We start from the raw sequence: 13,082 nt of genomic DNA, 5'->3' as shown, positions 1-13,082 counted from the left end.
TGGAATCCGGGTTCGACTACTCCTGTGGCGTTGGTTCGACACCTAGCGCGACCGTCTGTCGGGTCGTCTCTCGGGTGGAATCACGATCCAGCAGTTCAGTCCCTTCCCGGAGGACGTACTGCTCGCCGTCTCGAGTGTAAATAATCGGGTGTTCGCTCCCCTGTGTGAGCGTATACCCAAGCGGAAGAGCCATCGTGGTTTCATTCGACTCGAGCGAAAACGACGCCGGAACCGCGAACGAGCAGCACGCGCCCGGTCCGAGCGTGACGCCGACACCGAACTGATAGCAGTCACGGTTCGTATCACGAAGCTTCGCTTGCGTCAACTCGACGGGGACGGTTCCGGTGTTTTTGATCGTCAGCTCGCGACCGTCCCGTAGTTCCGGGCTCGAGACGGCAACGAGCTGGAGATCGATCCGATCGGTGATCGTCGACGCGTAGCGATTGTAGACGATCACCGTCGCGAGTAGCCATCCACACACAGCGAGGACGGCAGTCTGAAGTGGTGTGAGGGTCCCGTCGAACCACGGGAACCACGAGAGCAGCACACGAACGCCGACGCTTCCGAGGACGGCACCGACAAGACCCACGATGCCAGCGAGCGTGCGTGTCTGGAGGTGCTTGGCCTGCGCGTATCCGACCGTGATAAGTAGCGACTCCAGCGCGGACGAGGAATCGTCCGCATGCGGTTTGCGGCGCTGGCGGAGCGTACAGACCGTCGCAACAGGCCAGGCGATCAGCGATCCCACAGGGACTAACGCCAGCGGGACCGCTCCAGCAAGAGTGGCGACACCGAGACCGATTGCAACGACCGTTCCACAGACGATACCAGCGACGATCGCCTGCGCCCAACTCGACAACTGACTCCACTGATCGAGGAGCACCTCCTCGTACCGTCGAGAGAGCAGATAGCCACTGATCGTGACGAGCATGAGAACGACAATGGTGCTCCAGAGGACGAGTCGCGATGAAGCGACCCACACGTCTACGGAAGTGCTCGACGGGAATTCGGATTCGACGACACTTGCTGCGACAACCACAGCGAGTAGCGCCAGCGCGAAAAGCAGCGCCGCGACGGAGAGTCGAGAAACCGCGGGCAGCCGCTTTTGAACAGCCGTTTTTGCCTGTAAGAGTCGGCGCATCGTCTCACCGGTTCACCCAGATTGTAGCGCTGTCGAAGAGGCCGTTATATTTCGCATCAGCCGATCGCATCGAGAGTCCGTTGTCCGTCTCGAATATATTATCCATTATCTGTCCCATAATATCTATAGTATACTACTAAAATATAATGTCCTATGCTACCGGATTAGTGAAGGGAGTGGAAATACGATTGCGCCACCAACAGCACCGAACACGCCGCGATACTGCTCGGAGCACCCTCACAGTACGCCGAAGCCGAACTCCGCCATGCCGAAGACGGGCCCCCACAGCAGGTTGAGTGCGACGCCAACGACGACGGCGGGGAGGAAGTTGTAGATAGTCGCGACGACGGCAGCCTTGGCGTCGACGGCCAGCAGCGGGAACAGGGCGTCCCCATCTTGAGCGATCGCGTTGGCGGTCAGCGCCGAAAAAGGCAAGCCACCCTCGGCATAGACACTTGTCAGCAGGATCTGGGGGCCACAGCCGGGGATCAGGCCCACAGCTGCGCCGCCGATCGGAGCCAGCACGCCCGCCGTTGCGGCAAGGGTGGCGACGTTCAGCCCCGTCAGAACCACGGCGTACTCGTAGACGAGGAAGGCCACGAGCACCCAGACGGTGACGAAGCTGGTCTCCATCGCGGCGTGGGTGAGCGTATCGTAGGTCGAGCGAAAGGAGTCTCGAGCCCGCGCGATCTCCCCTTCACCGACGTAGTGGCGACCGACCAGGTAGAGGTACAGCGACAGCACTGCACCGGTGATGCCGACGATCGTAAAGAGGCCGTCGAAGCCGACGCCGACCTCGAGTGCGACCTCGGGGCCGCCGCGAAGCAGGTAGAGCGTCCCGAGGACCAGTCCCGCGACGGCGGCGATCCACCACGTGACGTGTGCGAGATGGGAGAGGGGTGTGAGGACTCGAGAGCGACGATCCGGCCCCGTCTCGTGGGCGTGAGTCGGTGCCGGCCCGCAGTAGTCATGGGCTGGATTCGGCGTGACACCGCCGTTGACGGCAGTACCGCCGTCGGGCCGCGCGGCAGGCGAGAGTCGCGCGACGGCAGCGTCGACCCGCGAGACGCCGAGGCCGACGGAATCGACGAGATAGCCGGTCGCGACGGAGGCCGCAAAGGCGATAGCGTAGGCGTAGAGCGCGGCTTCGGGGGCGAGCGCGAGGATGACGAACGCCGAGTCACCCGCAGTCGCGCCGAGCGTCGCGACGACGGTCCCGAAACTGACTGTCCCACGGACGTACAGCGGCATGACGACGATCGCGCCGCCACAGCCGGGCGTCAGTCCTAGCAGCCCGCCGAAGAGCACCTGCAGTCGCTCGTTGTCCTCGATCGCGCTGATGAGCGCGCCGTCGGTCCGATACTGGACCAGCCCGAACGCAAGCACCGTCACCGCAACGAACGCGCTCACCTGGACGTAGCCGTCCCGGAGCGACGCGAACAACACGTCCAGCAGCTCGTTCATCGCACCTCACTCGCAGGTTGATCGATGGTCGGGTAAAGTTTAGACATCTCTAAAAACAGCTTTAGCACCATCAGGTAAATAGCTGCTGGTGGTCTACCGGCGGCTCGAGGACCCACAGATTCCGCTTTCAGCCGGTCGATAGAACGCGAAAACGGGGACTGCTCGCCGCTACTCGTGGTCGTTGATCGACTCGTGGCCGTCACGCAGGTGTTCGATCGCGTGGAGTTCGACCACTGGGAAGATCTTGGCGACGGTGAGGAAGAACAAACAGACCATGCCGATCGTTCCGAGAATCGACAGGACCTCGATCAACCCTGGGACGTAGACGCCTGGAACGGCCTCGTAGATGTCGAAGGTGGGGTGTAAGAACCCCTCGACGACGAACAGGACTTTCTCGAGGATCGTCGCGGTGAGGACGGCGAGGCCAGCGATGACGGCCCGCCGCTTGGTGAACAGCGCCGGCCGGATCGACTGAGCGAAAATGTACGACAGCGTCAGGAAGACCAGCGACATCGACGTGATGTATATGGGGTTGGTGGCTCTGGCGATGGCTGCAATAGTCAAGTCGACAGGGGCCTTGAAGAGGCCAGTGATGTTCTGCTGGAGTTGCAGCCACAGGAAGAGGAGACAAAAGAACCCGAGCCACAGCAACAGTCCGCGGAAGATGTCATCAGTGATGATGTGATCCCAATCGTACGCGCGCCGGAACGCGAACGAGAGGATGATCACGCCGCTGATGGCTGACGTGAGTGCGATCGTGAGAAACTGCGGCCCCTGCACGCCGCCGAACCAGGTCGGATAGTTCGGTAACACGGCGAACAGCCACGGGATGACGCCACCGTGGAGCAACAGCGGCGCCATGATAATGATCGCGAGCGCGATCCACCAGACCATGCGCTCGATGATCGCGTCTTCTTTTTTCGTGTAGCCGATCGTCATGGCCCGATAGATCGGATCGAGCCGATCGGGCAGCTGATCGCGCAGCCGGGCCACGTCGTATCGAAGCGTGAGCCCGAGGTAGGTCGCCGTCAACACGAAGTAGGCCGTGATGACGGTCACGTCCCACACCAGCGGCGAGCCGTGGACCGTGATGTGGTAGTGGCCGATGACGCTGGTGACCATTCGATCGGGCCGACCGAGGTGGACGATAATATAGAAGCCCGCCGCGGAGAGTCCGCTGATCGTCAGCAATTCGGCGAGGCGCGCGACCGGCATATACCGGTCCATCCCCAGCAGCCGAACGGCAGCCGAGAGGATGATCCCGCCGTGGGCGATCCCAACCCACCAGATGAACGCGCCGATGTAGATCCCCCACGTGGCGCCACCGCCGCTGCCCCAGTCACCGAGGGCAGTGACGACCAGCCCTTCCTGAAGCTGGTAGGCCCATCCCAAGAGAAAGGCGACAAACGCCAGTCCCGCGATGGCGACCATGATGAAGTACGTTCTTGATGTCGATCCGATCGGTCGCAGGATGTCGGCCTCGCTCGGCGTTTTCGTCCCCATCGTGCTAGCTATAGACACGACACCGACTCACTTGCGTCCCTGCGGTGCATTTGCAAGGACATCCCCGATCGGTCGATGTAACATCGCTACCGTGCGATTTCAACACCCGAATTTCGTTCAGCGCGATACCAGTTCGTTGAACCGTAACAGCGGTATTTCATGTTTCGAGCCATAGCCAATGGGTGGAGCTCACAATGACCAATGACAATCCGTCCGACTCGAGTGAGCGTGACGGGACGTTCCCACGCCGACGGACGTTGCTCGGCGCGATCGGGGCGCTGACGGGCGCGACAGCTCTGACGGAGACGGGCACAGCACAGGGCGATGGAACCATCCGGACCCGCGGCTGCAACGACGCGGCACTGACGGCAGACGACTGGTCGACCGGTGCGGTGACAGTACAGGCGTGTTCCGGCGGCGGTGGCCGCGTGACGGTCCGCGTCACAGGTCGGGTCGGCGAGAACAGATACGTCGCGACGCCGGCCAACCTCCCCTCGAGCCGGAGCCTCTTCGTCCCGGGCGGGGACAAGCGGACGCTGTGGTTTACCGGACAGCTCGTCGAACTATCCTGTTCGAACGACGACCTCAACATCGGAATCGCCAACCGGTCATAGGAGGCGACCCGATCCGTCGGTTCGTTCCCGGTGGATTATAGCTCGAGCGTGTAGACGACCTCACGTCGCTTTTCGCCGCCGATTTCGACGTCGTCCTCGTCGGTCGGCTCGAAGCCATGGGTTTCGTAGAACTCGCGACCGCCCTCGTTCGAGGCGAGATCGATCGCGCGCATACGCTCCATGTTGAAGTCCTGTAAGTCCTCGCGCAGTCGCTCGTAGAGTGCGGTGCCGATGCCCTCGTTCTGATGGTCCGGATGGACGGACATGCGCAGGACATCGCCTTCGTCCTCGGAGACGACGCCGTGGGTAAAGCCGACGATTTCGCCGTCGGCTTCCGTGACGAGAAACGCCGTACCGGGTTTCGTCAATGCCGTCTCGAGTGCCTCGTCACTGTACCACTCGTCGATGGTCTCGTCGATGGTCTCGGCATCGAGTTCGTCGTAGGTATCGTGCCAGGTCTCGCGGGCGACGGCTCTGATCTGGTCGCGGTCGTCGTGGCTCGCTGGTCGGATCTCCATACTGTGTGTTACGACAGCGAGCAGCAAAGGAGTTACACCATCTCAGTTAGGTGATCTCGTTGGCTACGATACGTCGTGCGTGTAGACGGCCTCAAAGTAGTACTCGCCGTCGATTTCGACCTCGCCTTCGTCGGTCTGTTCGAAGCCGAGCCCTTCGTAGAACGCGCGACTGGCGTCGTTGAACGCGAAGTCGAACGATCTGACGCGATCGACGTCGTAGGATTCGATTTCTTTCATCAGCCGCTCGTGAAGGGCCAACCCGATCCCCTCGTTCTGGTGGTCGGGGTGGACGTACAGCCGAAGGATGTCAGCTTTGTCGCCCTGGGCAACGGCGTGGGTAAAGCCGACGAGTTCGCCGTCTTCTTCGGCGACGAGCACGATCGTGCCGGGCGCCTCGAGTGGCATCGAGTCGTCGGTGTACCAGTCGTCGACGGTTTGGTCGATCATGTCGGCCTCGAGTTCGTCGTAGGTGGCGTGCCAGGTTTCGCGAGCGACTGCGGTAATCGCCTCGAAATCGTCGGGTGTCGCGGATCGAATGTCCATACCTCATTATTGAATGTCGAGTATAAATAACTCCGTACCATCAAAAGGAAACATCCGATCAGCTAGTCGCCGATCGGTCGTGGGAATCGTTCACTCGCGAATCTCGAAGCCCCGATCGCGCAGGAGATCGGGCACGCGGCCACGGTGATCGCCCTGCAGTTCGATTCGGCCATCGGTGACCGTCCCACCGGTCCCCAGCGCGCTCTTGAGACCCGAGGCGGTCGACTCGAGTTCCGATTTCGACAGGTCGAACCCCTCGATGATCGTCACCGGCTTGTCGTAGCGTCGTTTTTCGATCCGCAGCGACAGCACCTGTTCGGCAGTCTCGAGATCTCCCTGACTATCCAATTCCTCGAGCAGGTCCTCGAGGTCGTCTTCGTCTGCCATACACACACATGGATGTGCGCGGGGATAGTCCTGTCCTTGCTGTCGCAACGGGTTCGCTGTGGGTGGTATTCGACGATAGCGGAGGTCGCTATGCCCGTCGTTTCGCCAGTTGTCGTCGCCACGACCGTCCCGGTCACACGACGACCCCACCACCAGTATGTGTCTCGATGCAGTCGTTCCGAGCGGTCTTTCACACCGATTGTCGAGCGAACGTGAGTCTCACTCCAACCCTCGACAATGTTAATGGTTGTACACGCCGAACCTCTGGATAAGGGGGATCAAAGATGGGTGTGCTTAGAACACTGCGCGGGAAAACAAACGACACGGGGCTGTACGAATGCCGAAACTGTGGGACGAAGCTCGCGCCTGACCTCGAACAGTGCCCGAACTGCAACTCACGGGAGATCGCTCACTACGAGTTTTGAGCGGTCAACCCGCGACTCTCGTCCGACAGTTCTCAGCCAGCAGCGATCGCTATTTACGGACCTCACCACGGTGAGACGGTTCGCGAGCAGATTCAGACGGTCTGCTGGACCGGAATCCGCTGACAGGTCCATCTCAGAGTCGCGACTTGATCGTCTCGGCGGTCTTCTCGCCGATCCCCTCGACGCTCCGGAGATCCTCGAGGCTCGCCTCGCGGACGTTCTCGACACTACCGAAGCGGCCCAGCAGCCGTTTCCGGGTCTCGGGGCCGACCCCATCGACGTCGTCTAACACCGTCTTCACCTCGTCGCGGACGGTCTGGTGATACTGCACCGCAAAGCGGTGGGCCTCGTCACGGACGCGCTGGAGGAGGTGCAGGTGTGGCGCGTCGCTCGGCCATGAGAACGTCCGCCGGGGAGTGATCACTCGCTCCTCGGCTTTCGCCAACGCGACCGCCGGCACGTCCCAGCCCACGTCGGCGAGCGCGTCGCGGGCCGCCTCGAGTTGGCCTTCCCCGCCGTCGATCAGCAACAGATCGGGGTCGGGCCGGTCGTCGCGGCCCTCGACTGCTCGCGTCGCGCGCCACTCGAGCAGGGCACGCATGTTGTCGTAGTCGTCGTTCTGGTCGGTGAGCTTCTTCCGTCGATAATATGCTTTTTCGGCGCTGCCGTCGACAAAGGTGACGTTACTGCCGACCGCTGCCGTTCCCTGGGCGTGGCTCACGTCGAACCCTTCGATCCGCCGGGCGGTGTCGAGTTCGAGCGCGTCCGCGAGCATGCTACACTCGTCGCGCCGACCGACGTTGCGCCGGGCGTTTTTCAGCGCGAGGTCGACCAGCTTGGCCTCCCGGCCGGCACCCGGGACGCGAACCGCGATGCCCTCGGTTGCGAGCCAGGACGCGACCTCTTCGTCGTCGTGGCGCTCGGGCAACAGCAGGGCATCTGGCAGGTCGCGCTCGGCGTAGTACTGGACGATAAAGGCGGCGAGGACGCTCGCAACGCCCTCGTCCTCGCCGGTCGCGCCCGCAGAGCCGGGGGCCTCGAGCGTATGCCGATCCCGATCGACCAGCTTGCCGTCCTCGGCGCGCAGGCGGGCGACGGTGGCGTCCTCGCCTTCGATGGCGACGCCGAGGACATCGACGGCTCGCTCGTCGCCGACCGACTGGACCGCCTCGCCGCCCTCGCCGTGGAACGCGTCGACGGTCTCGAGCCGGTCCCGCAGGTTCGCCGCGCGCTCGAACTGCTGTGCTTCCGCAGCGGCTTCCATCTCCCGGCGCAACGGGTCGGCGAGGATTCCCGTCTCACCCTCGAGAAAGCGTTCGACGGCGGTGACGTCCTCGCGGTAGCTCGCGAGATCGATCTCGCGGGTACAGGGGGCGGTACATAGCCCCATCTCGTAGTCCAGACACGGTCGGTCGCGGCCCGCGTACTTGTGGTCCGAACAGCCCCGGATTCCGTAGGTCTCGCGCAGCGCCTTCACGACGGTCTCGACCTGGCGCTTGCTGGTGTAGGGGCCGAAGACGGTCGCGGACTCGTCGGGATCGCGGGTGACCTCGATCCGCGGCGCGTCGTGGTCGGTCACCTGGACCATCGGATAGGACTTGTCGTCTTTCAGCCGGACGTTATAGCGGGGCTGGTGGCGCTTGATCAGGTTCGCCTCGAGCAACAGCGCCTGCGTCTCGGTGTCGGTGACGGCGATCTCGATGTCGTCGGCTCGATCGACCATCCGTCCAATCCGCGCGCTGCGCGGGTCAGCGTAGGACCGCACCCGGTCCCGAAGGTCGACTGCCTTCCCGACGTACAGGGTCGTCTCACCCGCCCGAAACTGGTAGACGCCGGGCTCTCGCGGCAGCGATCCGGCGCGCTCGCGAACCCCATCGGCGTTCATCGGCGGCCCTACGGAGCGGGACGGTTTTAGCCTGACTCCTCGTGATCGACCTCGGCCCAGTTCCGGTTGCTGGCGCGCTGGCCATCCTCGCTCTCGAGTATCGGTTCCGATTTCGACGCTGGCCGGATCGCAGCCTCGAGGTCAGCGGCCAGTTCGTCCTCGAGATCGGGTCCGCGAACGGGAATCGCGAGGTCATCGTCACCGCTGACGCGGACGACGAGCAGCCGCGTGCGCGAGCGAACGTAGTATGCGATGAGACCGACGGCGACGACGAGTGCGGCGGCGCCGACCAGGAGGGCGCTCCACTGCAGCAGTAACAGAACCGTTTCGATGGCCGCGAGCACCGCCTCGACGAAACCGACGAGCAGACCGGAGCCGGGCAGGGGCGCGATCCCCTCGAGGTCGGCGGTCGGAACGACCGACGAGACGCCGACGCTGGTCGCCATCTCGAGCGTGGCGACGCCGGCGAACGCGGCGATGACCCCCGCACAGAGGACGGCCAGTCGCTGTGACGTTTCGACGGTCACGGTCCCGACGTTCGGTCGATCGACGTGGCGAAAGGCCGGGCCAGCAGTGTGGGGAACGAACGCCAGCACGCGCTGCGTCGTGACGACGACCGTCGCGCGCTCGAGGTCGACGCGATGTTCGACGTGTTCGCCGTCGTAACACAATTCGTCGACGTGCTCGCGCCACTCGTCTATGCGGTCGGTCCGGCTGGTCATCGGTGGTCGTCTCCCGTCCACCGCCGACCACCAAGTACGTCGGGGCTCGTTCAGCGGCGTATGGGTGTCGTTCGCGCGTGTACGGTCGTCGTTCGCACCCGTAGGCTGTCCTTTCGAGGCGGCGCAAACGCGGTACATTCTCGGTGCTCGATCCCAAACCGCGGGCTATGAGTGACTCGACGGTCCAGTGCTGGCTGGTCGAACGGGAACTGGGCGACCGCGATTTCGTCACGCTGGTCTACGCGACGCCGGACGGCTCGCGCTATCAGCAGCGCCAGCGATCATCGACGGCGTTGCGGACCGGCCCACAGGTCACCGCAGCGGTCGAGATTCCCGAAGAGGAACTCGAGACGGTGCCGGACAAGGAAACCCGCGAACGCTACGCTACGGAGGTCGAACGGACCGCCGACCGGTACGATCCGGACGAGCCGATCTGATCTACAGCGGCCCGTTTAACTCCCGAATAGCCATTATACCGCCTGAAACCAATGGTACGATCCGGACGATCCGATCTGATCTGCAGCGTCCGTTTAACTCCCGAATAGCCATTATACCGCCTGAAACCAATGAATTCAGCCTGGATTCGGGTGGCACAAACCTTATCCGGCACCGCTCCGACCACACAGCCATGCCCGCTATCACAGTCGACGAGCTGACCAAGCGGTTCGGTCAGACCGTCGCACTCGAAGCGCTCTCCTTCCAGGTCGAGGACGGCGAGGTGTTCGGCTTTCTCGGGCCAAACGGCGCCGGCAAGTCGACGACGATCAACGTCCTCCTCGATTTCGTTCGCCCGACGTCGGGCTCGGCCAGCGTCCTCGGAATGGACGCCCAGCGACAGAGCCGGGAGATCCGCCAGCGAACCGGCGTGCTCCCCGAAGGCGTCGAGTTGTACGATCGCCTGACCGCCCGCCAGCACCTCGAGTTCGTCATCGACTCGAAAGACGCCGCCGACGACCCCGAAGCGCTGCTCGAGCGCGTCGGACTGGTCGACGCGATCGATCGGAAGGCCGGTGGCTACTCGAAAGGGATGGCCCAGCGGCTCATGCTCGCGATGGCGCTGGTCGGCGAGCCCGACTTGCTGATTCTAGACGAGCCTTCCACCGGCCTCGACCCGAACGGGGCCCTCGAAATGCGCGAGATCGTCCGTAAGGAGAACGAACGCGGCGCGACCGTCTTCTTCTCGAGTCACAGCATGGAACAGGTCGAGGCGGTCTGTGACCGGGTCGGCATTCTGCGTGATGGCCAGATGGTCGCCGTCGACTCCGTCGAGGGGCTGCGTGACTCCCTCGGGAACGGCACGACGCTGCAGGTTACTGTCGACCGGATCGACGACGACGCCCTGCAGGCAGTTCGCTCGCTGCCCGACGTGGCCGACGCCACCGTCGACGACCACACGCCGCCGACGATCGTCGTCACCGTCGACGGCTCGAAGACGACCGTCCTCTCGGCGCTCGAGGACCGCGGCATCGAGGTCCGTGACTTCGAAACGACCGAAGCCTCGCTCGAGGACGTCTTCCAGTCGTATACGACCGGCGCGGAGACGGAGGTGCACGCGCGATGAGTACCGAAACCACGACGGCAGGCTCGAGCGGGTCGCCCGCGAGTTCGATCGACACAGAGAGCGTCCGCACGATCGCGAAGAAGGACTTTCAGGATGCAGTTCGCTCGTGGCTGTTCTGGGGCCTGAGCGCGTTCTTCTTTACGCTGATGGCTGCTTTGGCCGGATTCATCTCGTGGGCGAATCCGGACAACTTTACGACGATCAGCTTCATCGCCCTCGTCAGTCAAGTCTGTAAGCTGATCATCCCACTGATCGCGCTGCTCCTCGGCTGGAAGGCCATCGCCGGCGAGCGCGAAGCGGGTAGCATCAAGATCTTACTGTCGCTGCCTCACTCTCGGAAAGACGTGCTGCTGGGCAAGCTGCTCGGTCGGACGGCCGTGCTCTCGCTCTCGTTGCTCATCGGCTTCCTTATCGCGATGGTCGCCGTCGTGTTCGCGGTCTCGGAGTTTTCCTTCCCCGCGTACATCGCCTTCCTCGCGATGACGATCGTCTACGGGCTCGCGTACATGAGTCTCGCCGTCTCGCTGTCGTCGCTGACCCGGTCGACGACGATGGCCGGCGCGGCGATGTTTGGCATCTTCGTCCTGTTCTACATCGTCTGGAACTCGATCCGAACGGCACTCGGCCTCCTGATGCAACGTGGCTTCATCGAGGGCGTCACCTACACGACGACGAACTTCACCGGCCAACAGATCGAGACGACCCGACTTCCCGACTGGGCGCTGTTTATCGACATGATCGATCCGGGGAACGCCTATCAGAACACGATCACGCTGTTTAGCGCCCTCTCCAGTGACCGGATCGGGACACGGTTCCCGACGGCTGCGTTCCCCGATGGACTGCCGTTCTATCTGGAAGACTGGTTCTCCCTCCTGATCCTGCTGTTCTGGATCGCCATCCCGCTGGCCGTCGCACTCTATCGGTTCGATCGGGTCGACATCTAACCGCTCGGCCCCGATCGAAACGGCAGCATCTGTTTTCGGGAGACCGTTTATATCATCGATCGTGGTATCCGTGGCCGTGACTGACTGCATCTGCTACGGCGGCAAGGGTGGCGTTGGGAAGACGACCTGTGCGGCGGCGACTGGGCTCTCGCTGGCCGCTGCAGGCAAGCGAACACTCGTCGTCTCGACCGATCCCGCCCACTCGCTATCCGACTCCATCGAAGCCGACATCGGACCGGAGCCGACCGAACTCAAGCTCGCTGGAGCGCTCGAGCCAGAGACGAACCACGCAGCTGAACTGTGGGCCGTCGAGATCGACCCTGAAACGCAACAGGAACGATACGAAAAAATGGCACGTGCGCTGGCAGCCGATCTGCGCAGCGCCGGGATCAGTCTCTCGGATGCGGAGATCGAACAGCTCTTTTCCGGGGGCATGCCGGCCGGCAGCGACGAAATCGCAGCGCTCGACTTGCTGGTCGAGTACGTCGACTCCGGCGAGTGGGACGTCGTCGTCCTCGATACCGCGCCGACGGGGCACACCCTCCGGCTGTTCGACATGCCCGGCGTCATGGGGCGTGCGCTCGAGACGGCCCAGTCGCTACGCGGGCAGGCTCGCCGGATCGGCTCGGCTGCCCGCACGGCGATGTTCGGGCCGCTGTCGATGTTTGGGACCGACGGCGATGACGAGAGTCTCGAGTCGTTTCAGGCCCGCCTCGAGCGTGCTCGTGACGTACTGGTCGATCCAGCACGTACCGAGTTTCGCGTGGTGCTCATCCCGGAGGCGATGGCCATCGCGGAATCCGAACGACTCGTCACGCGACTGCGCGAGGCTGACGTACCTGTCGAGCGCGTGATCGTCAATCGAGTGCTCGAGGACCCACACGAGGGCTGTCCGCGCTGTCAGTCCCGACAGGCGCGCCACGAGGAGCGCCTCGCCGAGATTCACGAGACGTTCCCCGAGCTCGAGGTCGTGACGCTGCCGGATCTCGAAGGGGAGGCACAGGGTCCGGAGTCGCTGTCGGTTATCGCCGAACGATTACCGAGCTGAGCGACCGTCCGACAGGTTCGACCCGGACACTAATGTGTCGGTGCGTTCACATTCAACTATGGCACGATCGTTCGGATGGAAGTCGTCGCCGGTCATCACAGCGATCGGTATCGTCTTCGCGCTCGTCGCGTTCGTCGGCACGCAGTTTCTCGGGTGGGAGTGGGGATCGGGACAGCTCGTCCCGACGATCGTCGGCGTGATCGCTGCGGTGATCGCAGTCTTCGTGTTCGTCGTCCGTCGTGGATGACTCCCGATGGTGGCGATCCGGTCCGAACCCAGTCGTGTGCGCGCCGAAGCAGTGGTTCGAGTTCGTGTCAGTCGAATCGT

14 protein-coding genes are annotated in these 13,082 nt (G+C 63.2%); 6 read left to right on the top strand and 8 right to left on the bottom strand.

The annotated features are described in order from the left end of the window. Positions 1-16: 16 nt before the first annotated feature. The 3 genes from ACERI1_RS07560 to nrfD form a co-directional block, all read right to left on the bottom strand. Positions 17-1,141: a hypothetical protein gene (locus tag ACERI1_RS07560; RefSeq protein ID WP_373617470.1), complete on the bottom strand. Its 1,125-nt coding sequence runs from the start codon at positions 1,139-1,141 to the stop codon at positions 17-19. Between the two features lie 237 nt (positions 1,142-1,378). After that, positions 1,379-2,605, bottom strand: coding sequence for a putative manganese transporter (locus tag ACERI1_RS07555; RefSeq protein ID WP_373617469.1), 1,227 nt, complete (start codon positions 2,603-2,605; stop codon positions 1,379-1,381). A 168-nt stretch (positions 2,606-2,773) separates the two neighbouring features. Further along, the gene (gene nrfD, locus ACERI1_RS07550; protein WP_373617467.1) at positions 2,774-4,108 is read right to left on the bottom strand and encodes an NrfD/PsrC family molybdoenzyme membrane anchor subunit; all 1,335 of its coding nucleotides are present in this window, start codon (positions 4,106-4,108) and stop codon (positions 2,774-2,776) included. A 194-nt stretch (positions 4,109-4,302) separates the two neighbouring features. On the opposite strand from nrfD, the gene ACERI1_RS07545 reads away from it, so the two are divergent. Further along, positions 4,303-4,722 (top strand): hypothetical protein, encoded by a 420-nt coding sequence (locus tag ACERI1_RS07545; protein WP_373617466.1) that lies wholly within the window; start codon positions 4,303-4,305, stop codon positions 4,720-4,722. Positions 4,723-4,757: 35 nt separating this feature from the next. Here ACERI1_RS07545 and ACERI1_RS07540 read toward each other — a convergent pair whose 3' ends face one another. The 5 genes from ACERI1_RS07540 to ACERI1_RS07520 all read right to left on the bottom strand — a co-directional run bounded on the left by ACERI1_RS07540 (position 4,758) and on the right by ACERI1_RS07520 (position 9,202). Further along, positions 4,758-5,240: an N-acetyltransferase family protein gene (locus tag ACERI1_RS07540; protein ID WP_373617465.1), complete on the bottom strand. Its 483-nt coding sequence runs from the start codon at positions 5,238-5,240 to the stop codon at positions 4,758-4,760. Positions 5,241-5,303: 63 nt separating this feature from the next. Next, the gene (locus tag ACERI1_RS07535; RefSeq protein ID WP_373617464.1) at positions 5,304-5,783 is read right to left on the bottom strand and encodes an N-acetyltransferase family protein; all 480 of its coding nucleotides are present in this window, start codon (positions 5,781-5,783) and stop codon (positions 5,304-5,306) included. Between the two features lie 90 nt (positions 5,784-5,873). Next, on the bottom strand, positions 5,874-6,170 hold the full coding sequence (locus ACERI1_RS07530; RefSeq protein WP_373617463.1) for a translation initiation factor: 297 nt from the start codon (positions 6,168-6,170) through the stop codon (positions 5,874-5,876). A gap of 558 nt (positions 6,171-6,728) precedes the next feature. Next, entirely contained in the window at positions 6,729-8,480 is a 1,752-nt protein-coding gene (locus tag ACERI1_RS07525) for an excinuclease ABC subunit C (protein ID WP_373617462.1), read from the bottom strand. 26 nt (positions 8,481-8,506) lie between these two features. Beyond that, positions 8,507-9,202, bottom strand: a complete 696-nt coding sequence (locus tag ACERI1_RS07520) for a hypothetical protein (protein ID WP_373617461.1) — start codon at positions 9,200-9,202, stop codon at positions 8,507-8,509. Between the two features lie 167 nt (positions 9,203-9,369). Between ACERI1_RS07520 and ACERI1_RS07515 the strand changes: the two genes are divergently transcribed. The 5 genes from ACERI1_RS07515 to ACERI1_RS07495 all read left to right on the top strand — a co-directional run bounded on the left by ACERI1_RS07515 (position 9,370) and on the right by ACERI1_RS07495 (position 13,002). After that, the gene (locus ACERI1_RS07515) at positions 9,370-9,639 is read left to right on the top strand and encodes a hypothetical protein (protein ID WP_373617460.1); all 270 of its coding nucleotides are present in this window, start codon (positions 9,370-9,372) and stop codon (positions 9,637-9,639) included. A gap of 191 nt (positions 9,640-9,830) precedes the next feature. Continuing rightward, on the top strand, positions 9,831-10,763 hold the full coding sequence (locus ACERI1_RS07510; RefSeq protein ID WP_373617459.1) for an ATP-binding cassette domain-containing protein: 933 nt from the start codon (positions 9,831-9,833) through the stop codon (positions 10,761-10,763). Continuing rightward, positions 10,760-11,707 (top strand): ABC transporter permease, encoded by a 948-nt coding sequence (locus ACERI1_RS07505; protein WP_373617458.1) that lies wholly within the window; start codon positions 10,760-10,762, stop codon positions 11,705-11,707. The genes ACERI1_RS07510 and ACERI1_RS07505 overlap by 4 nt, the downstream gene beginning before the upstream one ends. Positions 11,708-11,783: 76 nt before the next feature. Then, positions 11,784-12,755: an ArsA family ATPase gene (locus ACERI1_RS07500; protein WP_373617457.1), complete on the top strand. Its 972-nt coding sequence runs from the start codon at positions 11,784-11,786 to the stop codon at positions 12,753-12,755. A gap of 58 nt (positions 12,756-12,813) precedes the next feature. After that, a complete protein-coding gene (locus ACERI1_RS07495) occupies positions 12,814-13,002 on the top strand; it encodes a multidrug transporter (RefSeq protein ID WP_373617456.1) in 189 nt (62 codons plus the stop codon). The last annotated feature ends 80 nt before the right edge of the window (positions 13,003-13,082 follow it).

It is taken from the genome of Natrinema sp. HArc-T2, assembly GCF_041821085.1.
Classification (GTDB): domain Archaea; phylum Halobacteriota; class Halobacteria; order Halobacteriales; family Natrialbaceae; genus Natrinema.
The sequence above is the reverse complement of the archived record's forward strand: the minus strand, read 5'-3'. Positions and strand labels throughout refer to the sequence as shown.